The sequence below is a fragment of the Nocardia sp. NPDC005366 genome, from assembly GCF_040606855.1.
Classification (GTDB): Bacteria; Actinomycetota; Actinomycetes; order Mycobacteriales; family Mycobacteriaceae; genus Nocardia.
Window position 1 is genome coordinate 217985 of sequence record NZ_JBEXFQ010000009.1, and the last position, 23722, is coordinate 241706.

21 protein-coding genes and 1 pseudogene are annotated in these 23722 nt (G+C 66.5%); 13 read left to right on the forward strand and 9 right to left on the reverse strand.

The features are described 5' to 3' along the window. The first annotated feature begins 4 nt into the window (after nucleotides 1-4). Entirely contained in the window at nucleotides 5-1315 is a 1311-nt protein-coding gene (aroA, locus tag ABZS43_RS13605) for a 3-phosphoshikimate 1-carboxyvinyltransferase (RefSeq protein WP_355036172.1), read from the forward strand. A 61-nt stretch (nucleotides 1316-1376) separates the two neighbouring features. Further along, nucleotides 1377-2369: a ribosome small subunit-dependent GTPase A gene (gene rsgA, locus ABZS43_RS13610; protein ID WP_355036173.1), complete on the forward strand. Its 993-nt coding sequence runs from the start codon at nucleotides 1377-1379 to the stop codon at nucleotides 2367-2369. Nucleotides 2370-2386: 17 nt separating this feature from the next. On the opposite strand, the gene ABZS43_RS13615 is transcribed toward rsgA, so the two are convergent. Next, nucleotides 2387-2830, reverse strand: coding sequence for a hypothetical protein (locus ABZS43_RS13615; protein ID WP_355036174.1), 444 nt, complete (start codon nucleotides 2828-2830; stop codon nucleotides 2387-2389). 337 nt (nucleotides 2831-3167) lie between these two features. Here ABZS43_RS13615 and ABZS43_RS13620 point away from each other — a divergent pair, with 337 nt between their 5' ends. After that, on the forward strand, nucleotides 3168-3422 hold the full coding sequence (locus tag ABZS43_RS13620; protein ID WP_355036175.1) for a hypothetical protein: 255 nt from the start codon (nucleotides 3168-3170) through the stop codon (nucleotides 3420-3422). A gap of 71 nt (nucleotides 3423-3493) precedes the next feature. Then, nucleotides 3494-3904: a hypothetical protein gene (locus ABZS43_RS13625; protein WP_355036176.1), complete on the forward strand. Its 411-nt coding sequence runs from the start codon at nucleotides 3494-3496 to the stop codon at nucleotides 3902-3904. Nucleotides 3905-3990: 86 nt separating this feature from the next. On the opposite strand, the gene secA is transcribed toward ABZS43_RS13625, so the two are convergent. After that, entirely contained in the window at nucleotides 3991-6837 is a 2847-nt protein-coding gene (gene secA, locus ABZS43_RS13630) for a preprotein translocase subunit SecA (RefSeq protein ID WP_355036177.1), read from the reverse strand. A 464-nt stretch (nucleotides 6838-7301) separates the two neighbouring features. Here secA and ABZS43_RS13635 point away from each other — a divergent pair, with 464 nt between their 5' ends. The 6 genes from ABZS43_RS13635 (at nucleotide 7302) to bluB (ending at nucleotide 14286) form a co-directional block, all read left to right on the forward strand. After that, nucleotides 7302-8708 carry a wax ester/triacylglycerol synthase family O-acyltransferase gene (locus ABZS43_RS13635; RefSeq protein WP_355036178.1) on the forward strand — a complete coding sequence of 469 codons (1407 nt, stop codon included), beginning with the start codon at nucleotides 7302-7304 and terminating at the stop codon, nucleotides 8706-8708. Nucleotides 8709-8727: 19 nt separating this feature from the next. Beyond that, nucleotides 8728-9345, forward strand: a complete 618-nt coding sequence (locus ABZS43_RS13640) for a hypothetical protein (RefSeq protein WP_355036198.1) — start codon at nucleotides 8728-8730, stop codon at nucleotides 9343-9345. 124 nt (nucleotides 9346-9469) lie between these two features. Next, nucleotides 9470-10615 carry a ferredoxin reductase gene (locus ABZS43_RS13645; RefSeq protein WP_355036179.1) on the forward strand — a complete coding sequence of 382 codons (1146 nt, stop codon included), beginning with the start codon at nucleotides 9470-9472 and terminating at the stop codon, nucleotides 10613-10615. A 101-nt stretch (nucleotides 10616-10716) separates the two neighbouring features. Then, entirely contained in the window at nucleotides 10717-12180 is a 1464-nt protein-coding gene (locus tag ABZS43_RS13650) for a fatty acid desaturase (protein ID WP_355036180.1), read from the forward strand. 130 nt (nucleotides 12181-12310) lie between these two features. Further along, nucleotides 12311-13561 (forward strand): fatty acid desaturase, encoded by a 1251-nt coding sequence (locus tag ABZS43_RS13655; RefSeq protein WP_355036181.1) that lies wholly within the window; start codon nucleotides 12311-12313, stop codon nucleotides 13559-13561. A gap of 98 nt (nucleotides 13562-13659) precedes the next feature. Further along, nucleotides 13660-14286, forward strand: coding sequence for a 5,6-dimethylbenzimidazole synthase (bluB, locus tag ABZS43_RS13660; RefSeq protein ID WP_355036182.1), 627 nt, complete (start codon nucleotides 13660-13662; stop codon nucleotides 14284-14286). Here the strand turns inward: bluB and ABZS43_RS13665 are convergent. Further along, nucleotides 14283-14741 (reverse strand): annotated as a pseudogene (locus ABZS43_RS13665) (hypothetical protein); the annotation flags it as partial. The gene bluB and the pseudogene ABZS43_RS13665 overlap by 4 nt on opposite strands. A gap of 328 nt (nucleotides 14742-15069) precedes the next feature. On the opposite strand from ABZS43_RS13665, the gene ABZS43_RS13670 reads away from it, so the two are divergent. The 3 genes from ABZS43_RS13670 to ABZS43_RS13680 are packed head-to-tail and all read left to right on the forward strand — an operon-like array spanning nucleotide 15070 to nucleotide 16781. Next, complete coding sequence (locus tag ABZS43_RS13670; protein ID WP_355036183.1) at nucleotides 15070-15765, forward strand: helix-turn-helix transcriptional regulator; 696 nt, start codon at nucleotides 15070-15072, stop codon at nucleotides 15763-15765. A gap of 10 nt (nucleotides 15766-15775) precedes the next feature. After that, a complete protein-coding gene (locus tag ABZS43_RS13675) occupies nucleotides 15776-16201 on the forward strand; it encodes a hypothetical protein (protein WP_355036184.1) in 426 nt (141 codons plus the stop codon). Between the two features lie 55 nt (nucleotides 16202-16256). Beyond that, nucleotides 16257-16781: a hypothetical protein gene (locus ABZS43_RS13680; protein WP_355036185.1), complete on the forward strand. Its 525-nt coding sequence runs from the start codon at nucleotides 16257-16259 to the stop codon at nucleotides 16779-16781. A 53-nt stretch (nucleotides 16782-16834) separates the two neighbouring features. On the opposite strand, the gene raiA is transcribed toward ABZS43_RS13680, so the two are convergent. From raiA to ABZS43_RS13710, 6 genes are all read right to left on the reverse strand, one after another. Next, entirely contained in the window at nucleotides 16835-17524 is a 690-nt protein-coding gene (gene raiA, locus ABZS43_RS13685; protein WP_355036199.1) for a ribosome-associated translation inhibitor RaiA, read from the reverse strand. Nucleotides 17525-17836: 312 nt separating this feature from the next. Further along, the gene (locus ABZS43_RS13690; protein WP_355036186.1) at nucleotides 17837-18481 is read right to left on the reverse strand and encodes a ComF family protein; all 645 of its coding nucleotides are present in this window, start codon (nucleotides 18479-18481) and stop codon (nucleotides 17837-17839) included. A gap of 51 nt (nucleotides 18482-18532) precedes the next feature. Then, the gene (gene lpqB / locus ABZS43_RS13695; protein ID WP_355036187.1) at nucleotides 18533-20338 is read right to left on the reverse strand and encodes an MtrAB system accessory lipoprotein LpqB; all 1806 of its coding nucleotides are present in this window, start codon (nucleotides 20336-20338) and stop codon (nucleotides 18533-18535) included. Next, on the reverse strand, nucleotides 20335-22110 hold the full coding sequence (mtrB, locus tag ABZS43_RS13700; RefSeq protein WP_355036200.1) for an MtrAB system histidine kinase MtrB: 1776 nt from the start codon (nucleotides 22108-22110) through the stop codon (nucleotides 20335-20337). The genes lpqB and mtrB overlap by 4 nt, the downstream gene beginning before the upstream one ends. A gap of 98 nt (nucleotides 22111-22208) precedes the next feature. Beyond that, nucleotides 22209-22895, reverse strand: a complete 687-nt coding sequence (mtrA, locus tag ABZS43_RS13705; protein WP_355036201.1) for an MtrAB system response regulator MtrA — start codon at nucleotides 22893-22895, stop codon at nucleotides 22209-22211. Nucleotides 22896-22964: 69 nt separating this feature from the next. Next, nucleotides 22965-23609 carry a dTMP kinase gene (locus ABZS43_RS13710; RefSeq protein ID WP_355036202.1) on the reverse strand — a complete coding sequence of 215 codons (645 nt, stop codon included), beginning with the start codon at nucleotides 23607-23609 and terminating at the stop codon, nucleotides 22965-22967. Nucleotides 23610-23722 lie beyond the last annotated feature (113 nt).

Sequence of the window (23722 nt, forward strand, 5' to 3'; positions counted from 1 at the left end):
GTTGATGGGCGAAGATGGACCTGTGACTTATTGGCCAGCGCCCCATGTCGATGTCCCAGTCCACGCGACCGTCACCCTGCCCGGTTCCAAATCCATTACCAACCGCGCCGTGATCCTGGCGGCGCTGGCGGACGGTCCGTCGACGATCACCGGTGCGCTGCGCAGCAGGGATACCAATCTGATGATCGGGGCGCTGCGCGCGCTCGGCGCCGATATCTCCGGCGACGACGAGACCCTCACCGTCGTCCCCGCACCGCTCGGCGGCGGCTCGGTGGACTGCGGCCTGGCGGGCACGGTGATGCGCTTTCTGCCGCCGGTCGCGACGCTGGCGGCGGGCGAGGTCGCCTTCGACGGCGACGCGCAGGCCAGAGCACGCCCCCTGCGCACCATCCTCGACGCGCTGCGCAGACTCGGAGCCGAAATCGACGGCGACGCACTGCCTTTCGTCGTGCACGGCAAGGGTGCGCTGCGCGGCGGCTCGGTCACCATCGACGCGTCGGGTTCGTCCCAATTCGTATCCGGCCTGCTGCTCTCGGCCGCACGCTTCGACGAGGGGCTGACGGTCCACCACGACGGCAAGGCGCTGCCATCGATGCCCCATATCGAGATGACGGTGGAGATGCTGCGCCGCGCCGACGTCGAGGTGGACGCTCCCGCCGACAGCCGCAAGGCGCAGACCTGGACCGTGCGGCCCGGCCCGATCCGAGCCGTTGACTGGGAGATCGAACCGGATCTGTCCAACGCGACACCGTTCCTGGCCGCCGCGGCCGTCACCGGCGGCGAGGTCAGCATTCCGCACTGGCCGCGGCTCACCACCCAGCCGGGTGACGTGATTCGGGAGATCCTGGTACGCATGGGCGCGGAGGCGCGCGTCTTCGACGGGGTGCTCACCGTGCACGGGCCGGAGCGGCTGGCCGGTATCGATATCGATCTGCACGATGTCGGCGAATTGACCCCGACCGTGGCCGCGCTCGCGGCGCTCGCCGATTCCCCGTCGTGGCTGCGCGGAATCGCGCATCTGCGCGGACACGAGACCGACCGGCTGGCGGCGCTGTCCACCGAGATCAACCGACTCGGCGGCGCGGTGACCGAAACCGAGGACGGGTTGGAGATCGTTCCCGCCGAATTGCACGGCGGCCGTTGGCATTCCTATGCCGATCACCGCATGGCGACCGCAGGCGCGATTCTCGGACTCCGCGTGCCCGGTATCGAGATCGAGGATATCGGCACCACCGCCAAAACCCTGCCGAATTTCGTGGCACTGTGGGAGCGGATGCTCGATACGGCGTTATCCGGACCCGGAGTGGCGCGCTGAACGAGCGCGGCGTCCGCACCGCGCCGTCGGTCTGCGGGCCGGGCGCCGGGGAGGCGCGGCTATGAGCCGTAAGGCGGCCAGTTACGACGAGACCGATGTGCGGGTCCGTCCCGGCAAGAGTTCGCGTCCCCGCACCAAGACCAGGCCGCGGCACAACGACGCCGAGGCCGCGATGGTGGTTTCGGTGGATCGCGGCCGATGGGGGTGCGTGCTGGAGGGTGATCCCGACCGACGCGTCGTGGCGATGCGCGCCCGCGAACTCGGGCGCACCCCGATCGTGGTCGGCGATCAGGTCGACATAGTCGGGGATCTGTCCAGGAAATCGGATACGCTCGCGCGCATCGTCCGGGTGGCCGACCGCACGACGGTGCTGCGCCGCACCGCCGATGACACCGATCCCTTCGAACGCATCGTGGTGGGCAACGCCGAACAACTGTTCATCGTGGTTGCCCTCGCCGACCCGCCCCCGCGCACCGGATTCGTCGAACGCGCTATGGTCGCCGCGTACGCAGGCGGGCTGCGACCGATTCTGTGCCTGACCAAACACGATCTGGCCGCCGAATCCGAATTCGCCTCCGCCTTCGACGATCTCGAGATCACCATCATCTACGGCGGTGTCGACGATCCCATCGAGCCGGTCCTCGACATCTTGGACGGGAAACTCACCGCCTTCATCGGCCACTCCGGCGTCGGCAAATCGACCTTGGTGAATCGGCTTGTGCCGGAAGCGGAACGGGCCGTTGGCGAGGTCTCGGGGGTGGGCAAGGGCAAACACACCTCGACCCAATCCGTGGCCCTGCCGCTGCCGAACGGCGGGTGGGTCATCGACACACCGGGTATCCGCTCCTTCGGCCTGGCCCACATCACCCCCGACGACGTCATCGCCGCCTTCGACGACCTGGCGGCCGCCATCGAGGACTGCCCCCGCGGCTGCACTCATCTCGGCCCGCCGACCGATCCCGAATGCGCGCTCGACCGCCTCCCCGGCAAAGAACGCCGTGTCGCCGCGATCCGCCTGCTGCTCAACGCCCTCACCACGAACGAGGCCTGGTAGCACGCGACCTCGCGCGATCAGGCGGTGTGCTTGCGCACCGTCTCCTCCCAAATAGTCTCGGGGGCGGGGAATTGCCGCGACAGCACCCGCCGTTCGAGATTGTGCGCGGTTCTGGTAGCCGCCAGCGTGCTCACGTACCGATACAGCGCCACCACGGCGACAACGGCGCACAGCACGACGACCCACGCGCGGTCGTGCCAGGCGACTCCCGCAACGGCCGCGACCGCGACGACACCGAGCGCGACAATGGTGACCCCTACGCCGTACACAACGGCCCGCCGAACCAGTAACCGTTCCTGCGCCCGCATGAATGCCTGATACCACGCACTCGCCTCGCGTACGAGTGACGGCGCGATTTCCGGGGCGTCCACCGACAGCCCGGCCTGTAGGCCGTCGCGCCACTGCCAGTACCCCTGTTCGGTGAACTGAGGAAAGTCGCCCCGAGATTCGTTGTCGCCCATACCGTGGACGGTACGGCCACGACGCCGGAATTGCCCGTCCCGCCGTCGCGACCCAGGGGTGAGCGCTACAGGACCGCCCGGTTTTCCTGACGTCGCGTGAACCCGATCCGCTCGGCTTCGGCGAGTCCGGACCGAAAACCGCCTAGTTCCCCATTATTTGCCGAAGAATCGCGAAACACTCAGTCCACCCTGGCTTTCCGATATGTTGTGCCCGAACAGGGGGGGTTTATTTCCATATCGACTGCCGCGGCACGCGCTTCGGTGGAGATAGCTGTTCCTCCCTTTTCGATCGAATCCGACCGACGCCGAGAAGCGGCGCAGGAAAGGCGGACACCGAATGACCGAACCGCGACAGCCACGGCCGGGCCCCCACTCGCGAATGCCGCACTATCCGCCGCCGAAGAAGCGGCGCGCGGCCTGGCCCTGGGTGTTGCTGTTCGGTGTATGCGCCTGTGCGCTCCTGCTTTTCGGCGGTTGCGCCGCCCTGCTCGGCAATGTCTCCGGCCGGGTCGCCGGGAGCGCGGAGCAGCGTAGCGCCGTCGAGTTCCACGGTTCGGCATTCTCCGGCGGGGTTCGCGTGGCGGTGAAATAACGCGGAATGGTGACCAGATCCCCGTTCACAGTTCGATTCCGGCCGCAAACGAGATGTCGAGAGGACCGAGAATGACCGGAACACCGGACACGCCGCCTCCACCGAGAACAGCGCGCACGATTCTCGCCGTCACCACCGCCTGCGCCGCACTGATCCTCGGCGGCGTCCACAGCGCCAACGCGGCGCCCGCCGCGGATTCGACCAGCAGTAATTCCGGTTCGGTGGCGAACGGCAGTTCCGGCCCCGCGCGCAACGCCGCCGACCTGTTGTTCCTCCGACGAACCGACTACGACGACGCCGACTACCCCACACAGGACGCGGCGATCGAATTGGCCCGCGCCGAATGCAAATACCTCGATACCCACGGCAATACCGCGCGTAACCGCATGCGCCTGGCCGAGCAGACCCGGCCCGCCGTCAAATACCCGTACCTGTTCCTGGAAGCGGCAGTCGACGCGGTCTGTCCGTGGAACCGGCTCTGACGCCGCACCAGTCGCTGTGACAGGAGCCGCTGTGACAGGAAAACGCCCACGGATCGAAATCCGTGGGCGCCTTCGTATTCCGACTCTCAGTGCTTACGACGCGACTTCGGCGAACGCCCCGACTTCGCCTGCGCCCGAGCCGCTTCGCGACGCTCACGGCGCGTGGTGCCGACACCGTCCTCGTCGCCGTACTCCTGGGCGTCGTTATGCACCGCTGCGTGGCCGCCGTCATCGGGGCCCGCCGGACCCGAGTAACTGTAACCACGCGGGGCGGAGTCACCGATTCCCTTGGCACGCAACGCCGCCGGAACACCATTGGCGACCGGAGCCTCTTGCGTCGGCAGCGGGCGCGGGGCGGTGGCGCCGACCGGCGAACGCAGACCGGGATCGATCGCGACACCTTCCGGCTGCGGCTGCTGCACCTCGACCTGGAGGTTGAACAGGAAGCCGACGGATTCCTCTTTCAGACCATCGAGCATCGCGGCGAACATGTCGAAACCCTCGCGCTGATACTCGACGAGCGGATCGCGCTGCGCCATGGCGCGCAGGCCGATGCCCTCCTTGAGGTAGTCCATCTCGTAGAGGTGTTCGCGCCATTTGCGGTCGAGCACCGACAGCAGCACCTGTCGTTCGAGGTTACGCATGGAACCCTCGCCCGCCAGCCCGTCGATCTCCTGCTCACGCTTGTTGTACGCGTCGTGCGCGTCATCGAGCAGAGCCTCGGTCAGCTCCTCCTTGGACAGGTCGCCCGCCTCGCCGACCTCGGTCTCTCCGGTCAACTCCTTGACGTCGACGCTCACCGGGTACAGCGTTTTCAGCGCGGTCCACAGCTTGTCCAGATCCCAGTCCTCGACGTAGCCCTCGGCGGTGGCGCCGTCCACGTAGGCGGTGACCACATCGGTGATCATCTCCTGGACCTGGCCTTCCATGTCCTCGCCGCGCAGAATCCGGTTGCGCTCGCCGTAGATGATGGTGCGCTGCTGGTTCATGACCTCGTCGTATTTGAGGACATTCTTACGGATCTCGAAGTTCTGCTGTTCGACCTGGGTCTGCGCGCTCTTGATGGCCTTGGAGACCATCTTGGCTTCGATCGGCACGTCGTCGGGCAGGTTGAGGCGGGTCATGATCGCCTCGAGGGCCGCGCCGTTGAAGCGCCGCATCAACTCATCGCCCAGCGACAGATAGAACCGGGATTCACCCGGATCGCCCTGACGGCCGGAGCGCCCGCGCAACTGGTTATCGATACGCCGCGACTCGTGACGTTCGGTGCCGAGCACGTAGAGGCCGCCCGCCTCGCGCACCGCGTCGGCGTCTTCCTCGGTCTGCGCCTTGACCTGCTCCAGCGCCGAATGCCAGGCCGCCTCGTACTGGTCCGGCGTCTCGACCGGGTCGAGTCCCTGCTTGCGGAGCAAGATGTCGGCGATGATGTCCGGGTTGCCGCCGAGCACGATATCGGTACCACGACCGGCCATATTGGTCGCGACGGTCACCGCGCCAGGACGACCGGCCTCGGCGATGATCTCGGCTTCCTTCTCGTGGAACTTCGCGTTCAGCACGTTGTGCGGGATGCCGCGCTTGGTGAACTGCTTGGACAGATATTCCGAGCGCTCGACGCTGGTGGTGCCGATCAGCACCGGCTGGCCCTTTTCGTGCCGCTCGGTGACATCGTCGACGACGGCCGAGAATTTGGCCTCTTCGGTTTTGTAGATCAGATCCGACTGATCGGCGCGAACCATCGGCTTATTGGTCGGAATCGGGACCACGCCGAGGTTGTAGATCGAGTGCAGCTCGGCCGCCTCGGTCTCGGCGGTACCGGTCATGCCGGAAAGCTTGTCGTAGAGGCGGAAGTAGTTCTGCAGCGTGATCGTGGCCAGGGTCTGGTTCTCCGGCTGGATCTCGACGCCTTCCTTGGCCTCGATCGCCTGGTGCATACCCTCGTTGTAGCGGCGTCCGACCAGGATGCGGCCGGTGAACTCGTCGACGATGATGACCTCGCCGTCGCGGACGATGTAATCCTTGTCCCTGTTGTAGAGCTCCTTGGCCTTGATGGCGTTGTTCAGGTAGCTGACCAGCGGGGAGTTCGCCGCTTCGTAGAGGTTGTCGATGCCGAGCTGATCCTCGACGTATTCCACGCCCGCCTCGTGCACGCCGATGGTGCGCTTCTTGATGTCGACCTCGTAGTGCAGGTCCTTCTTCAGCTGCGGGGCGATGCGCGCGAACTCGGCGTACCACTTGGAGGAGGCGTCGGCCGGACCCGAGATGATGAGCGGGGTGCGGGCCTCATCGATCAGGATGGAGTCGACCTCGTCGACCACGGCGAAATTGTGGCCGCGCTGCACCAGATCGTCCAGCGAGTGGGTCATATTGTCGCGCAGGTAGTCGAAGCCGAATTCGTTGTTCGTGCCGTAGGTGATGTCGGCGGCGTAGGCCTGGCGACGCTGGGCCGGATTCATCCCGCCCAGGATGACGCCGACCTCGAGCCCGAGGAACCGGTGCACACGGCCCATCCACTCCGCGTCGCGCTTGGCCAGGTAGTCGTTGACCGTGACGACGTGCACGCCCTCACCGGAAAGCGCGTTGAGGTAGGCCGGGAGCACACAGGTCAGGGTTTTGCCCTCACCGGTCTTCATCTCGGCGATATTGCCGAGATGCAAGGCCGCGCCGCCCATGAGCTGGACCTTGTAATGCTTCTGGTTCAGCACGCGCCACGACGCCTCGCGGGCCACCGCGAATGCCTCCAGCAGCAGGTCGTCGAGCGTCTCGCCGTCGACGTAGCGCTCCTTCAACTCGTCGGTCTTGGCCCGGAGCTCGGCATCGGTGAGCAGCTCGATCTCCGACCCGAGCGCGAGAACCTCGTCCGCGACATGAGCCAGCCGCTTGACCGTGCGGCCCTCGCCAATCCGTAGCAACCTCGTCAGTGTCAGCGCAGGCACGGGTCTCGTCAGTCCTCTGGTCGGTGTGTCATGTGTTCGGCCCCCACCCGGGTCGGGCGGTGTGCGCAGCCGGTGCGCACGTACCCCGCCGGGAACAGCGGAATCCGCAGCACGCTCCATGCTAATGCCGCACCCATGGTAGGCGGCGGTGACCTGCGTCGTGGCGCCTCGCCCGACTCCGCCACCGTGCCGTGGGGACGTTTGCCTTCACCGTACTCGTCGTCGGCCCGCGGCCGGGTGTGTGCGCCGTACGATGTCGGGACGTCCCACGGCCGCTCACCGCGCATTCCCCCTCCCCCTGTGATCGAATCGGGGAGGCGGTGCCACGAGAACGGGCACGGTGTAAGGAATGCGCCCGTTTCGCTTGATATGCCACAAGACCGCCTACGGTTCCCTGTAGGGCAGCACAATGGGTCGTGATGCGAGCACGTCGTACTGGGCAGCGGAAGGGAGTATCGGGCAGCGTGATCACGAGACTGACGCCGCAGGACGCGTCGTTCTATCGGCTCGAGTCGAGCAGCAATCCGATCCATATCGGCTCTCTCGCGATCGTCCAGAGCACCGGCGACGACTCATCGTTGGACTACGACCAGCTGGTCGACCTGGTCGAGAGCAGGCTCTCCCTGGTCCCCCGCTACCGCCGCAAGGTGCGTGAGATCCCGCTGGCGCTTGGCAGGCCGGTGTGGGTGGAGGACAGTCACTTCGACATCACCTATCACGTCCGCCGCTCCGCGCTGCCCAGTCCGGGCACCGACGACCAACTGCACGATCTGGTCGCTCGATTGGCCTCGCGCCCGCTCGACCAGGGCAGGCCGCTGTGGGAGATGAACCTGATCGAGGGTCTGTCCGACGGCAGGAGCGCGATTTTCACCAAAACCCATTCGGCGCTGGTCGACGGGGAGAGCGCGCTCGAGATCGGGCACGTGATCCTCGATACCAGTCCGACCCCGCGCGGATTGGCCGACGACGCCTGGGTCGCGCCGCGCGAACCCAACGACGTGGAATTGCTGGTCGGCGCGCTCGGCCACCTGGCGGCACAGCCGCGCGAGGCGCTCGAGGTCGTCCGAGGCGCGAGCGCGGACGCCTTCGCGATGGTCGCCGCCGCCGGTAGAGCGGTGGATTCGGTGGTCACCGCGGTTCGTGCCGCGACCGCGGGCGCACCCGATAGCCCCCTCAACGCGAAAACGTCGCGCAGTCGCCGTTTCGACGTGGCTCGCACGGATCTGGAGGATTACCGCACGATCCGCCGCCGCTTCGACTGCTCGATCAACGACGCGATCCTCGCCGTCGTCACCGGCGCGCTGCGCAACTGGCTGCTCTCGCGCGACGAGGCGCTCACCGAACAGGCCACGTTGCGCGCCGTGGTGCCGATGTCGGTATACCTGGAGGATCCGAACGGCGATCAACTGAAGCCCGCGAGTGAGGTCTCGTCGTTCCTCATCGATCTTCCGGTGGGCGAACCCAATCCGGTGATGCGGCTCTCGCACATCTCGCACGCGACCGAGGCCAACAGCAGACAGCGCCGCGGGGTGCGCGCCCGCACCCTGGTGCATCTGGCGGGGTTCGCTCCGGCGAGCCTGCATGCGGTGAGCGTGCGGGCGGCGAGTACGTTCGCAGAGCACACGTTCAACTTGGTGATCACCAATGCGCCGGGTCCGCAGACGCCGATGTATATCGGCGGCGCGCGGATGCTGGAGATGTATCCGGTGTCGCCGCTGCTGCGCCGACAGGCTTCGAGTATCGGGATCACGTCCTACGACGGACACGTCTTCTACGGACTCAACGCCGACCGCGACGCGATGGCCGACATCGGAGTACTGGCCGCGGCGGTGCACGAGTCCATGGAGGAGATGCTCGGTGCCTGCGTCTGAGAAGTCCGATCGCAACGCCCTGCGGGTCTACATCCCGGCGACGGTACCGATGTTGCGCCGACTGGTCGCGGATCGGGAGATGTTCCCGATCGGCGGCACCGCCTTCGCGGTGACCCCGACACTGCGCGAGGCATACGCCTCGGGCGACGACGACGAATTGGGCGAGGTCGCCATGGTCGAGGCCGCCCGCGCGTCGCTGCGATTGCTCGCGGCCGAACGCGAGGAATTCACCGGCGGCGGTGACATCGACAGCGGTGACATCGACAGCGGTGATATCGACGGCGGTGATATCGACGGCGGTGACATCGACAGCGGTGACATCGCGGGCGAACCGACGGCGGCGGGAAGTCCGGTGTACCGCCGTGCGGTGATCGCCGCGGACGTGTCCGGCGCGAAACTGCGGCCTGACCTCGATGACGCGGTGGTCAAACTGGCCGGACCGATCACCTACGACCAGATCGCGTCCGTGCACGTCGACCTGGCCGAAGCCGAACCCGAGGTCGCCAAGGCCGTCGATGTGGTCGACGCCGCCGACCTGGGCGATACCGACGCCGAATTCGTCCTCGGCGACGCCGAAGACCATCAGCTGGCCTGGTACGCCGCGCAGGAACTGCCCTTCCTTCTCGAATTGCTGTGAGCCGGCGCGCACCGTCGATCCATCGCCGGATTCCCACTGCACCGACACAACCTACGATGCCGTAACCTAGCGAGCAGGCGGCAACGACGGTGGCCGCCACGACAAGAGAGACGAACGACACCGAATGGTCTTCAAGAATGTCCGCGAATGGCTGGAGGCTCCGGCCGCGAGTGTCGCCGACCGCGGTGGTCGGCTGAATGTGCTGCGCGGGGCCGTCGCCCGGGTGACAACGCCCCTGCTGCCCGATGATTATCTGCACCTTGCCAATCCGCTGTGGTCGGCGCGGGAGTTGCGCGGCCGCATCGTGGAAGTGCGCAAGGAGACCGCCGATTCCGCGACGTTGGTCATCAAGCCGGGATGGGGTTTCGATTTCAAATTCCAGCCGGGTCAGTACATCGGCATCGGCATCCTGGTGGACGGCCGCTGGCATTGGCGTTCGTATTCGCTGACCTGTCCGCCGAACTGGACCGAGCCGGACCGCGGCGCGCGGCACCGCGACCGCGTCATCTCCATCGCCGTGAAGGCGATGCCGGAAGGTTTCCTGTCCACCCACCTCGTCGGCGGTGTCAAGGCGGGCACCGTCATCCGACTGCAGGCACCACAGGGCGGTTTCGTCCTGCCCTATCCCCCGCCCGAGAAGGTGCTGTTCCTCACCGCGGGCAGCGGCATCACCCCCGTCATGTCGATGCTGCGGGCCATGGACCGCCGCGACCGGGTCACCGATGTGGCGCACCTGCATTCGGCGCGCACCGCCGACGATGTGATGTTCGCCGCGGAACTGCGCGATCTGCACGACCGCCACCCCAGTTTCACCTCACATCTGCACCTCACCGGGGAGCACGGCAAATTCGCACTCGCGGATCTGGACGAGCGTTTCCCGGACTGGCGTGAGCGCGACACCTGGGCATGCGGCCCGGCCGGCATGCTCGACGAGATCGAAACCCATTGGCGCGCAGCGGGTATTTCGGATCGCCTGCATGTGGAGCGATTCGAGATCGAGCGTTCCGCGGTGGGCGAGGGCGGTACCGTCACCTTCGCCAAGAGCGGTCGCACCATCGAGGTCGACGGAGCGACGAGCCTGCTGGAGGCGGGTGAATCGGTCGGGGTGCAGATGCCGTTCGGCTGCCGCATGGGCATCTGCCAAACCTGTGTTGTCGCAGTGAGTTCCGGACATGCGCGGGATCTGCGCAACGGCGAGGAACGCCGCGTGGGCGATAAGGTCCAGACGTGCATTTCCGCCGCCGCGGGCGATTGCACACTCGATATCTGAGAGCCGCGGGGGCCGCGCCGCGCACGGCCCCCCTCGGGTAGCCGAACGCTACTCGGGACGGCGGGTACCCTCGAGGTACACGAGCCAGAGAAGGGACTCCGGTGGCAATCACCGACATCAAGGCTTTCGCCCACCTCACTGCCTCCGACATCGAGGCCCTCGGCCAGGAGCTCGACTCCATCCGGCGGACGGTCGAGCTGTCACGCGGCGAGCGCGACGCGAAGTACATCCGCCGCGCCATCGCCGCCCAGCGCGGACTGGAGGTGGCGGCGCGCGCCGTTCTCTTCGGCAGCCGCAATCGCTGGGCCTGGGTCGCGGGTACCGCGATGCTCTCGGTAGCCAAGATCATCGAGAACATGGAACTCGGGCACAACATCAGCCACGGCCAGTGGGATTGGATGAACGACCCGGAAATCCACTCGGGCACCTGGGAATGGGATCAGACCGGCCCATCCTCGCAGTGGCGGCGGGCGCACAACTACTCGCACCACACCTATACCAATGTGCTCGGCAAGGACGAGGATCTCGGCTTCGGCATTCTGCGGATGACGCGCGATGAGCAGTGGCGGCCGATCCACCTGGTGCAACCGGTGGCGAATCTGGTGCTGGCCGCGAGTTTCGAGTGGGGAATCGCCCTGCACGATTGGGACATCGAGAAGCAACTGTCGGGCACCCCGCCAAGGGAACTCATGTCCGCCCCGAACCGCGAGTTCGGACGCAAGATCGTTCGCCAGGTCAGCAAGGATTTCCTGCTCTATCCGGCGCTGACCGGTCCGGCGTGGAAGTCGACGCTCAAGGCCAACGCGACCGCCAATCTGGTGCGCAATCTGTGGGCGTACGCGGTCATCTTCTGCGGCCATTTCCCCGACGGCGCGGAGAAATTCACCATCGAACAGCTCGAGGGTGAGACCAGCGGCGAGTGGTACTTGCGCCAGATGCTCGGCAGCGCCAATTTCAAGGCGGGGCCCGTGATGGCGTTCATGAGCGGCAACCTCTGCTACCAGATCGAACACCACCTCTTCCCCGACCTGCCGAGCAATCGGTACGCCGAGGTAGCGGTGCGGGTGCGGGAACTGTGCGACAAGTACGACCTGCCCTACACCACCGGCTTGATGGGCAAACAGTATCTGCTGGCCTTCCGGACCATCCACAAACTCGCGCTGCCGGACCGGTTCCTCAGGCGCACGGCCGACGACGCGCCCGAAACCTCCTCCGAACGCAAATTCGCGGGCATCACGCTGCCGTCGCTGACCACCGAACGCTGGACCGAGAATCACTGGCTCCCGGAGAACCATCGGCTGATGATCGACCCGGACACCGGGCGGCGTCGCGGACTGCGTTCGGCGTTGGCCGAGGCGAAGGTCGTGTTGCGCGAGAAGGCCGAACACGAGAAGGAAGTTCTGCGCGAGGCCAAGCGGGCATTGAAGGAAAAAGCCGAGCAGGAGAAGGAGATGCTGCGCGAGGCGCGGACGGCGCTGCAGGAGAAGGCCCGCACCGAGCAGGCAACGCTCCGCCGGAAGGCCGAGCGGGGACGGGTATTACGGCGTATCCGCCGCAATCGCTGACCTCTCGACTGGACCGATCGCCGTCGGACCGCTAGCATTCCTTCAGCGATCCCGCAATGCGGGATTTACCACACATTCGGATGTCACCCACACAACCTACGGTCTCGTAACTTACGGTAGTGTAACCGCCATGGCGATTTCTGATGTCAAGGAGTACGCGCACCTCACCGAAGCCGATGTGGAAGCACTCGGCGCGGAGTTCGACGCGATCCGGCGGGACATCGAATCCTCCCGTGGAGACAAGGACGCGCGCTACATCCGCAATGTCATCCGTCTACAGCGTGCACTCGAAATCAGTGGGCGCACCGTGCTTTTCGCCAGCTTCCTGCCGCCTGCCTGGCTGGCGGGCGTGGCGTTGCTCGGCACCGCGAAGATCATCGAGAACATGGAGATCGGGCATAACGTTATGCACGGTCAGTGGGACTGGATGAACGATCCCGAAATCCACTCCAGCTCGTGGGAATGGGATAACACCGGCCCGTCCAAGCATTGGAAGCAGACCCACAACTACCTGCACCACAAGTACACCAATGTGCTCGGCATGGACGACGACATCGGTTACGGATTGCTGCGCGTGACACGCGATCAGCGTTGGAAGCCGTTCAACCTGGGCAACCCGGTCTACAACCTGGTGCTGCAACTCTTCTTCGAATACGGCGTCGCGATCCAGCACCTCGAATTGGGCAAACTGGCGGCGGGCCGCTACCCGGAGGGTTCGCCCGAGCGCGCCGAGTTCGAGCGCAAACGCGGCGAAGTGCTGGCCAAGATCGGCAAACAGGTCGGCAAGGATTACCTGCTGTTCCCGTTGCTGACCGGCCCCGCCTTCTTCTCCACCCTGACGGCGAATTTCGCCGCCAATATCGTGCGCAACGTCTGGACCAATGCCGTCATCTTCTGCGGCCACTTCCCCGACGGCGCCGAGAAGTTCACCAAGGCCGATATCGACGGCGAAACCAAGGGCCAGTGGTACCTGCGGCAGATGCTGGGCAGCGCCAATATCTCCGGTGGTCCCGTCATCCATTTCATGAGCGGAAATCTGAGCCACCAGATCGAGCACCACCTGTTCCCCGACCTGCCGAGCAACCGGTACGCCGAGATCGCGGTGCGGGTGCGGGAACTGGCCGAGAAATACGATCTGCCCTATACCACCGGATCGCTGCCGGTGCAGTACTTCAAGGCGTGGCGCACCATCGCGAAACTCGCGCTGCCCAACAAGTACCTGCGGCACACCGCCGACGATGCTCCTGAGACCGCTTCCGAGCGCAAATTCGGCGGCGAGACCGCGCCGACGTTCGATCCCGTCACCGGCCAGCGCCGCGGTCTGCGCACCGCGCTCGCCCAGGGCCGCCGCCGCATCGCCCGCGCCGTGCCCATCGGCTGACGATCCGCCGTTATCGACCCGGTGGCCGCTGTGTCGCCGGGTCGGCTCGCGGTCACCGGAAACCCGCCTGATTGACTTGCCGCGTGTGTGCTGACCAAATGAGTGTCTACGAAGCCATCCGGTTGCGCCGGGACGTGCGCGCCGAGTTCACCGGCGACATCGTGGACGACGCGACGCTATGGCGAATCCTGGATGCCGCGCACCGGGCCCCGAGCGTCGGCAATTCGCAGCCGTGGGATTTCGTGGTGGTGCGCAACCCGTCGACGCTGCGGAAATTCGCCGAACATGTGGCAGAGAAGCGCGTCGAATTCCGTGACGCGCTACCGCCCGAACGCGCCGAGACCTTCGAGCCGATCAAAATCGAAGGCATCACCGAGAGCGGCACCGGCATCGTCGTCACCTACGACGACGCCCGCGGCGGCCCCGTGGTCCTCGGCCGCGCGACCGTCCCGGAAACCGGGGTCTACTCCACCGTGCTCGCCATCCAGAACCTCTGGCTCGCCGCCACCGCCGAGGGCGTCGGAGTCGGCTGGGTCTCCTTCTACGACCAGCCCGTCCTGTCCGAGCTGATCGACCTGCCCGAGGGCATCCGCCCTGTCGCCTGGCTCTGCGTCGGCCCGGTCGACGAATTCCAGGCGGTCCCGGATCTGGAACGTTTCGGCTGGCGCACCGGCCGCCCCCTCGCCGACGCCGTGCACCGGGAAACCTTCCAGTCCGGCCGCTAGACGCGTTCGAGCACCGCGGACGCGCCGATACCGCCCGCCGCGCAGATGCCGAGCAGCGCGGTGGATTTGCCGGTACGGGCCAATTCGTTCGCCATGGTGGTGACCATCCTGGCTCCGGTCGCCCCGAACGGATGGCCGAGGGACACGGAGCCGCCGTGGACGTTGAGGGTGTCGATATCGATCTCGCCCACCGCGCAATCGCGGCCCAGGCGCGTCTTGGCCCATTCGTCACTGGCGAGAGCGCTCACCACCGACAGCGTCTGCGCGGCGAATGCTTCGTGAATATCGACGAGATCGATATCGGCCAGCGACATTCCGGCCTTGTCGAGCGCACGCGGCATGGAGACGGCGGGACCGATCAGTACCTGATCGGTGGGATCCACGTCCCCATGAACTTACTTCAAAGTAAGTTTCAGGTCTACGACACCTCGTGAACCGTCACGACGCGGCGCGGCGTCACGCCGCACACCAGGCCGGGCATTCGCCGGGTACGCCAACGGCGCACCCGGCGACCCGATCGGCCGCTCGCCGCCCCAGCCACGGGCCCGAATCCGGGCAGCGTCTCAGCGATCCCCTCCGAATCCGCTGAGCCTGTCCGCCGTGCGCCGTTGCACGCCGAGCAGGGGGAGTCCGTCCGTCGAACGCCCCTGCTCGTCCCGGAACCGGCGGCGCCCGCGCCGTCACTCCGACGCAAAAACACAGTAACAATATTTCGACGGATTTCTCAAACTCTTTCTATCAATTTGCTATCGGGAGTGCGCGCGGCCTACGATGAAACCCACTATGCAAAGCACTTCGGAGCTGTCGCGACAGAAGCGCTTCGGCCGGATCATCAAGGAGCGCCGGGACGAACTCGGCCTGACTCAGATGCAGATCGGCGATCTCGGCGGGCCGTCGGCCCCGACGATCAGGAAGATCGAGGACGGCGACGCCTCGATCAGCACGCACACCCTGAACAAACTCGACGCGCCCCTGCGCTGGTGTCCAGGCAGCGCTGCTCGCACTTACGCGGGTGGCGTACCGAGCGAAGCGCCGGACCTGGACTCTCCGAACAGTGAATCGATCGTCTCCGGACCCGATTCGATCCGCTTCGAACTCGCCGATCTGACGGCCCTGCTCGCCGCCTCCGGCCGGCTCACCGACGCGGTGGAGCGCGGGCACACCGCCGACCCCCATGTGGTGGCGGCCATCGCGGATCTCAACGGCATCGTCTCCCGGCTGTCCGCGCGCTACGCCACCGCCATGCTCGAACGCAACGGCGGTCCGGGGCGGGATCTGCACCCGCTGGTGGAAATGGCCTTCACGCATCTGCTCGAGGTGCCCGCCGAGTCGTGCGATCCGGCCGAACTCGAGGAACGCCGCTATCGTCGCTGGTTGGCAAGCCGTGTCACCGATATCGACGCGACAACCGAGGCCAGATTCCGCAGCCGCTGGCTGGCGGCCAACGGTGGCGTGGAGATCAGGACCGGCAGAGGATGAGAAGGTGGAGATGCCCGAGAACACGTCCGCGGGCGAGCGATTGAAGCTCAGCCGCAAAATCAATCGACTATTCGAGATCATGCACCCGCGCTCGGCTCCTGAGCGCGACACCTCGGCGGTGGCCGAACAGGTGAGTGCCACGTTGCGGCGCACCGTCTCCGCACATCACATCGACAGCATGCGCGACGGCTCTTTCGACGATTACGCGGTCGAACTCGACGTGCTCGCGGCCATCGCGCACTGCTTCGGCGTCAAACCGGACTATCTCACTACCACCGGCGACTCGGCCTCGGCCATCGACCGCGAACTCGAATTACTCGCGACCATGCGCGATGCCAATGTCGCCAGTATCGCGCTGCGCGGTTCGAAGGTCGATCTCGACAGGCTCTCCACTCTGATCGAGAGCACGGACCGGCTCGGCCCGACGACTCTGTAGCATCGACACCTACACGGGGCGGGATCGCCAGAACTGTTGTAGGAGATCGCATCACATGGCCGGTATCGACGCCCGGTTCCGGGAGTTGTCCCGGAACATCCCGATCCCACGCCCCTGGAACCTGACCGCCTACGTGGGCGCGGTCGCAGAATTCCGGGGCCGGGCCATCACCGTCCACCCGGTGGACACCACGGTTCTCGCGGGAGCCGGATGCGGCACCGGCAGCGGACTGTGGATCGCCAAGCGGGACGCGGATGTCATCGTCTACGGGGCCGACACCACAGAGTGGCACGCCGAACATATCGTCGCCCACGAACTCGGCCATATGCTGCTCGGGCACGGTCCGGATCGCGCGGCCGGCGACAACGCCCCGTCGACGCCCCATACCCTCGCCGCTGTCGCGGAACTACTGCCGTCGATCAGCCCCGAATCCATCCGACACGTACTGGGCAGAACCGATTACGGCAGTATCCGCGAACGCGACGCGGAAACCTTCGCCGACCTGGTGATGCTGCGGGCGATGCGACCGCGCCGCGACTCGATGCTGCACACCACGTTCTTCCGCGATCGCGGGTGTTGACCATCGCCGAACCCGGCCGGACATGGTGGTTCCGGCCGGGTGCGGCGGCATTGCTAATCGAGCCGGATCAGGCCGTAGTCGAAAGCGTGACGACGGTAGACCACCGACGGCCGGTCGGTCTCCTTGTCGTGGAAGAGGAAGAAGTCGTGTCCGACGAGCTCCATCTGATACAGCGCGTCATCGACCGACATCGGAGCCGCGGTGTGCACTTTGGTGCGCACGATATGGCCGGGTCCGGCCTCGTATTCCGGTGACTCCGTGGAATCCGCGCCGGGATGCCGGTGCGTGTCCAGTTCTCCGCTGGCGAGAGCGAACAGTTGATCGTCGACGAGTTCGGCGGTGGCCTCCGCGACCGATAGGGGAGTTTTCTCGCCGTAGTGAACGCGCCTGCGGTCCTTGGTGCGACGCAGGCGGCTCTCGAGTTTCGCGGTCGCCGATTCGAGTGCGGCATAGAAACTGTCCGCACAGGCCTCGGCCCTGACCACCGGACCCTTGGCGCGCGCGGTGATTTCGACACGCTGGCAACTCTTGCGTTGACGACGGTTGCGTTCGTGGAACAGCTCGACGTCGAATAGGAAGATCGAAGGATCGAAACGTTCTAGGCGAGAGAGTTTCTCCGCGACATAAATTCGATAGTGATCGGGCACTTCGACGTTGAGGCCCTTGACCACGACGTCGGCGCGAGGGGTTCGTGCACTGTCCTCAGCGGATGGCTCTGTCGAATACTCGGCACCGGCGTCCAGTACCGAAGAATCTGAATCTTTGACTGAAGGTCGTGAAGAAGTCGTCACGCGTACCTCCCGGATCTGGCCGCACAGACCGATGCGATGTGCGGCGGGGTTGAGCCGTGCCGAGCAGTATTCGATATCCGTCACTTCGCGGAGCCCTTCGCGGTAACGCGGACTCGGGCCGGGGGCCCTGGACCTCACGTCGGGGAATCGCACGGCACGAAGGTTGTCCGAGGCGCCACCTCCAAACTCCCGGTTCGGGTGATGTGTCCGCGACGGTAGTACGCCGAACGGCGGTCCGCCAGTGTTCACGCAAATTTTCCGGAGTCAAGCAGCACACGTCACCACGACGCCACGTACGGAATAACCGATCCGCTCCAGGGCGCGCACCGATTCACGGGCGGTGGCACCGGTCGTCAGCACGTCATCGACCACGACTACCTCGGCAAATCCGGTGTAGGATGCCCGCGCGCCGAGTATCGGGACAGCGTGTATCCGGTCGCGCAGATTGCGCTGACGTTCACCGGATGTCAACCCGACCGAGTCGCGAACACCCCACCACACCCGCAACATCGGAACCACCTGGCTATCTCGCAGCGACCGCGCCGCGACGCGGGCGGTTCGCAGCACGGGATCCCCGCCTCGCCGGCGCGCCGCGGCCCGTCTGCTCGGCGCGGGCACGAGGATCAGCGGTCGCCCCGGTGCGCGCAGACGCCCGAGCGCGGTGGCGAGCGCGTATCCGAGCGGTTCGGCCAGATCCCGCCTACCGCGCTCCTTCGTCGCCAGCACCGCGCGGCGGGCCGGTCCCGAATACGGCCCGAGCGCCCAGCACGGCACCCCCGGGTCGGTGCGCGGGCGCACGCGCACGGGAGGTCTCGCGAGCGCCGCCGCACAGTCGGCGCACCATGCGATTCCCACCGCCCCGCATCCGCCGCACCGCGCGGGCAACATCAAATCCAGCAGCATCCCCATCGGGCGAGTCTGCACCCGCTCACCGACATATCCCGGCGAGCCGAGAAGCCGCTATCCGGGCAGTACGGGAACGGCGTTCGCGCCGAGACCCGGCACCTCACGCCAATAGGGTTCGCCGCCGTCCGGATTACTGGTCAATTCGAGAACCGCGCGCGAATCGGCGACGTACTGGTGTTCCAGGGAGACGCTCACCGAGCGCACCGGCGAGGTGAGGTTGCGTCCGGTCAGCGGCAACAGCCCCGACCCGTCGATCTGAACCGTGCGCACCGGATCGACATTGCCCTGGAAGGCGATGAAGATCGTGTCGCCGCTCAGCCAGTTGATCGATGCCGCCGGTGTACTGACATCCACCGCCACCGGCCGCGGCGAGGTCAGCGCGTACTTGCCGTCCGGCTGCCGGATCACCACCGCCACGTACACCTTGCCGTCGGCGATCAGCACCGCGCGAACACCGACGCGCGATACCCGGACCTCGGTGATCGGCAACCTCAGCGCGGTGGAACCCGTTGTCAGACCCGAAATATCGACATTCTCGACCGATACCGTTCCCGTCGCACGATCGTTGACGACCCGGATGACCCGCTCACCGTCGATGACGGCCCAGGCCGCACCACCATCGAAGGTCCACGAGGGCCTGCTGATGGTCGTGCCCTCGGCGACGGGGAACTGGGTGCCGCCGTAGTTGCCGACCATCAGGGTGCGTGGCGGTTCGGGCGCGGGTCGGCCCGCGTCGGCGACCGCGGCGACGAACTGCCCGTCCGGGCTCAGCGCCGCCGACTGGAGATTGTTCACCGCGCCGAAATACCCCGGGGCCTGTGCGATCCCGCCGGCGCCGACCTGGACCAGCGATCCTTCGCGCAACGCGTGCAGGCCGATCCGGTTCTGGGCGTTGGCATCGGGACTGAACTGCTGGACGTCGGCGACCGACCAGCCGTTGGCGGCGAATCGCTCGTCCAGCGGTTTGCCGTCGGCCAGCAGCATGTACGGCCCGAGGATGTCGGCTTTGGACAGAGTGAGCACCACCTGCGCGGCGAGCAGCTCACGATCACGCGGCGCGAGGCCGTTGACCCCCGTGAAATCGATACGGACCCCGCCCAGGCCGACCCCGACCTCGTCGGGATCGCCGTTGGCCTTGGTGATCGGACCGCGCACCTCGACGGGCGGTGCCAGTCCGTTACGGACCACGGGGGCGAGCGCGGGCTCGCTGCCTTCCTTCATCAGACTCAGCAACCGCTGGGTCAGTGCGTTCTTGGGTGCGGAGATCCACCGCAGATCGGGGACGACCGAGGTTCCGGTGGAATCGGGGAAGTACAGCACGTACCGCCGGTACGATTTGGCGAAGGCGGCGGTATCCATCACGACACCGTCGGGCAGGTCGTTGATACGCCATTCCCCGTCGACCTTGCTCATCTCGATCTTGTACTCGAGCGGAGGGCCCTCGATGGCCCGGTAGGCGCCGTCGGGCGCGATCTCGGCGACCTTCTGGGCGCGTATCCGGTAGGCGGCGGTGTCCGCGGTGCGGGATTCGAGCAAGGTATCGGGCCGGTCGACGATCACCGTGCTCGTCGTGTCGTCCCATTTGGTCGAGGCCGACTCGGTCATGTACTGCCTGGCCGACGCGTGTCCGTTCGCCGGATCGGCCGTCGCCTGCAGGAAGTCACGGAGCAACAGGCCGGGATCGCGACCCGCGGCGGGCGGCAACGGGCCCTCCGAGGTCGCCCCCCGATTGATGGTGCCGAGGGCCTGCGGGGCGGACGACTCCGGCAGGCTCGCACAACCTGTGAGTACCGCGGTCACCAGCACGAGCGCACCGAACGCGGCCGGGCGCAGTCGCGGGAACCTGGAGTGCACGGTCATGACTGTACGTCCCCCGATTCGCGCAGTAGGCCGCCGGATTCGACATCCGAGGAGGCCGCATCCGGTGCGGGCCGCGGCGCGGCGCCGTTGACTTCCGAACCCGTCGCCTCGGCCTCGGCGGACTGTTCCGCGCTCGGTTCCGGCCGCGGGAACGGGGTGGTCGCAGTATCGGTCGTGTCGGCGGGTACGGCCTCGACCGATCGCTGTGACTTGCGCGAGACCGGCTCCAGCGGCAGCGGGCTCGGTCCGAGCTTCTTGCCGCGCACGAGCGGCAACGTCAGCCGGAAACTCGCGCCGAGCCCGACCTCGCCCCACGCCTCCAACCTGCCCTCGTGCAGATTCGCGTCCTCGACACTGATGGAAAGGCCGAGGCCGGTACCTCCGGAGCGGCGCATCCTGGACGGATCCGAGCGCCAGAATCGGTTGAAGACGAGCTTCTCCTCGCCCGGCCGCAACCCGACGCCCTGATCGCGCACCACCACCGCGACCGCGTTGGCGTCGGCATCGCCGCGCATGCGGATCAGGACCGGTTTGCCCTCGCTGTGGTCGATGGCGTTGGCGAGCAGATTACGCAGCACCCGCTCCACGCGACGCGGGTCGACGTCGGCGACCAGCGGATCCTCCGGCAGATCGATGACCACCTCGATACCGGCGTCCTTGGCGAGATGCCGCACGGTGGAGATCGCCGCCCGCGCGCACATCCGCACGTCGAGCGATTCGACCTGCAATTCGGCGACGCCGGCGTCGTGACGACTGATTTCGAGCAGGTCGTTGAGCAGACCCTCGAATCGGTCCAATTCGGTGACGAGCAATTCGGCGCTGCGGGCCAGCGCCGGATCGAGCGCGTCGCTGCTGCTGTGGATCAGATCGGCGGCCATCCGCACCGTGGTGAGCGGGGTGCGCAGTTCGTGGCTGACATCGGAGGTGAACCGGCGTTGCAGATTGCCGAATTCCTCCAGCTGCGTGATCTGGTTCGACAGGCTTTCGGCCATCTCGTTGAAAGCCTGCGCCAACCGCGCCATATCGTCCTCGCCGCGCACCAGCATGCGTTCCTTGAGCCTGCCGTCGGCGAAACGGCTGGCGATCCGCGCGGCGGACCGGATGGGCAGCACGACCTGCCTGGTAACGAGCGCGGTGATCGCGGCAAGCAGCACGAGCAGCACCAATCCGCCGATCATCATGGTGCCGCGCATCAGCGCCAGGCTGCGTTCCTCGTTGGCCAGCGGGAAGACCAGGTAGATCTCGAGCGTCGGGATCTCCGCGCTCGGGCTGCCGATGACCAGCGCCCTGCCGTGATAGCCGTCCGGATCCGACACCGTGGCGAACTGGTAGCTGACCTGGTTGCGCTGCACGAACCGGCGCAGTTCCTCGGGCACCTCGCTGATGGGGCCCACCGATATCTGCTGTTGCGGGGTGCCGCCGACGATGCTCAGCGCGGAATCGAAACTGCCTGCGACACCGCTGGATTGACCGGTGCCGCCCCGGTTGGACAGGGCGTTTCGGGCGTCGGCGAGTCGCTGTTGCTGGGTACCGGTATCGTGCACGCCCGCCAGCTGGCTCTCCACCGTGTTCCGCGCGCGGTCCATCTCCTCGACCGCGGCGTTGATCTTGGCGTCGAGCAGCCGATCGGTGATCTGACTGGTCAGCACCACACCGAGGATGGTGATGACGATCAGCGACAGAGTCAGGGTCGAGACGATGACGCGCAGTTGCAGCGAACGTCGCCAGACATGCCCCAGCGCGGTACCGACGTCCTTGAACCACGTCGCCACCGGTGTGAGCGCTGTTTCGACACGATGACCGATCCCGCGCGGCGCACGGGTTCGGTCATCCTCCCCACGCGCGCCCGCAGGACGCTCCTCGCTATCGGTCACGGGGGTCCGGCCTTGTACCCGACTCCGCGGACGGTCAGCACGATTTCAGGATTCTCGGGGTCCTTCTCGACCTTCGCGCGTAGGCGCTGCACATGCACGTTGACCAGACGGGTGTCGGCCGCGTGCCGGTAGCCCCAGACCTGCTCCAGCAGTACTTCACGGGTGAAGACCTGGCGGGGCTTACGCGCCAACGCCACCAGTAGGTCGAATTCCAGCGGCGTCAGAGAAATTTGCACGCCACCACGGCTGACCTTGTGCGCGGGCACGTCGATGACGATATCCGCGATGGAGAGCAGTTCCGCGGGCTCCTCTTCGGTGCGGCGCAGGCGGGCGCGCACCCGGGCGACGAGTTCCTTGGGCTTGAACGGTTTGACGATGTAATCGTCGGCGCCGGACTCCAGACCGAGCACGACGTCGACCGTGTCGGTCTTGGCCGTGAGCATCACGATCGGCACCCCGGAATCGGCCCGCAGCACTCGGCATACGTCGATACCGTTCATGCCGGGCAGCATCAGGTCCAGCAGCACGAGATCGGGGCGGATCTCACGAACCGCGGCCAGGGCCTGCGTGCCGTCGCCGACCACATGCGGGTCGAACCCTTCCCCGCGCAAGACGATCGTGAGCATCTCCGCGAGCGCCATATCGTCGTCGACGACCAGAATCTTCGGCTTCATAATTACTATGTTGTCATCTCTCGCGCTCGTATCGGGCCGCCACGCCAACACTGGTGAAATCCCGCCGCACATCCAACCTTATCGGGCAACGATTTCGGCCAATCGGGTGGTCAACGTCGATGGATCGTCGGATCGGAATATCCACCACGGCCCGTGCCAATGGCGTTGCGCCAACTCCCGGTACACCTCACCGGTCCGCTGCTGTAATCCGCCGTCACGCTCGTAGGCGTCGAGTGCGCGGCTCTCGTCGAGTTCGCCACGCCGGTGCGCACGCTCGGCGGCCACCTCGGTCGGCACGTCCAACAGCACCTGCAACGCGGGCGCCGGGAGCTCGAACCTGCCGAACTCCAAATCGCCCACCCAGCCGACTATTTCGCCGTCCGCCGATTCCTTCTGGCGGGCAGCCGAATACGCCGCGTTGGAGGCGACGTACCGATCGAGGAGAACGATGTCGTTGTCGGCCAGCATTTTCGACAGCTCGGTCCGCGCGTCCGCGCGGTCGAGGGCGAACATCAGCGCCATCGCGTACACCGAGTCGGCCAGATCGCCGTGTCCGCCACGCAGTGCCTCGGCCGCCAGGTCCGCGTGCACCGAGCGACCGTAGCGCGGGAAAGCGAGCGTATCGACGCGCAGACCGCGGGCACGCAGGGCCGAGCCGACGCCATCGATCAGCGTCCGCTTACCCGCTCCGTCGATCCCTTCGACCGATACCAGCGCACCCATGACGAGCAGGCTACATGCGTGGCGTGACGCGGCGAACGCGGGCCGCCGAATCGCCGTGACCAGCGGCGCCGCCGCGCGGCGCGGGGACGGCCGCGTCCCGCCGGGTCCGACCC

What these genes read in the sequence shown, in the direction of transcription:
- aroA (WP_355036172.1), top strand. Translation starts at nt 5, where the DNA reads ATGGGCGAAGATGGACCTGTGACTTATTGGCCAGCGCCCCATGTCGAT.
- rsgA (WP_355036173.1), top strand. Translation starts at nt 1,377, where the DNA reads ATGAGCCGTAAGGCGGCCAGTTACGACGAGACCGATGTGCGGGTCCGT.
- ABZS43_RS13615 (WP_355036174.1), bottom strand. Translation starts at nt 2,830, where the DNA reads ATGGGCGACAACGAATCTCGGGGCGACTTTCCTCAGTTCACCGAACAG.
- ABZS43_RS13620 (WP_355036175.1), top strand. Translation starts at nt 3,168, where the DNA reads ATGACCGAACCGCGACAGCCACGGCCGGGCCCCCACTCGCGAATGCCG.
- ABZS43_RS13625 (WP_355036176.1), top strand. Translation starts at nt 3,494, where the DNA reads ATGACCGGAACACCGGACACGCCGCCTCCACCGAGAACAGCGCGCACG.
- ABZS43_RS13645 (WP_355036179.1), top strand. Translation starts at nt 9,470, where the DNA reads ATGGTCTTCAAGAATGTCCGCGAATGGCTGGAGGCTCCGGCCGCGAGT.
- ABZS43_RS13655 (WP_355036181.1), top strand. Translation starts at nt 12,311, where the DNA reads ATGGCGATTTCTGATGTCAAGGAGTACGCGCACCTCACCGAAGCCGAT.
- bluB (WP_355036182.1), top strand. Translation starts at nt 13,660, where the DNA reads ATGAGTGTCTACGAAGCCATCCGGTTGCGCCGGGACGTGCGCGCCGAG.
- ABZS43_RS13670 (WP_355036183.1), top strand. Translation starts at nt 15,070, where the DNA reads ATGCAAAGCACTTCGGAGCTGTCGCGACAGAAGCGCTTCGGCCGGATC.
- ABZS43_RS13675 (WP_355036184.1), top strand. Translation starts at nt 15,776, where the DNA reads ATGCCCGAGAACACGTCCGCGGGCGAGCGATTGAAGCTCAGCCGCAAA.
- ABZS43_RS13680 (WP_355036185.1), top strand. Translation starts at nt 16,257, where the DNA reads ATGGCCGGTATCGACGCCCGGTTCCGGGAGTTGTCCCGGAACATCCCG.
- ABZS43_RS13690 (WP_355036186.1), bottom strand. Translation starts at nt 18,481, where the DNA reads ATGGGGATGCTGCTGGATTTGATGTTGCCCGCGCGGTGCGGCGGATGC.
- lpqB (WP_355036187.1), bottom strand. Translation starts at nt 20,338, where the DNA reads ATGACCGTGCACTCCAGGTTCCCGCGACTGCGCCCGGCCGCGTTCGGT.
- ABZS43_RS13710 (WP_355036202.1), bottom strand. Translation starts at nt 23,609, where the DNA reads ATGGGTGCGCTGGTATCGGTCGAAGGGATCGACGGAGCGGGTAAGCGG.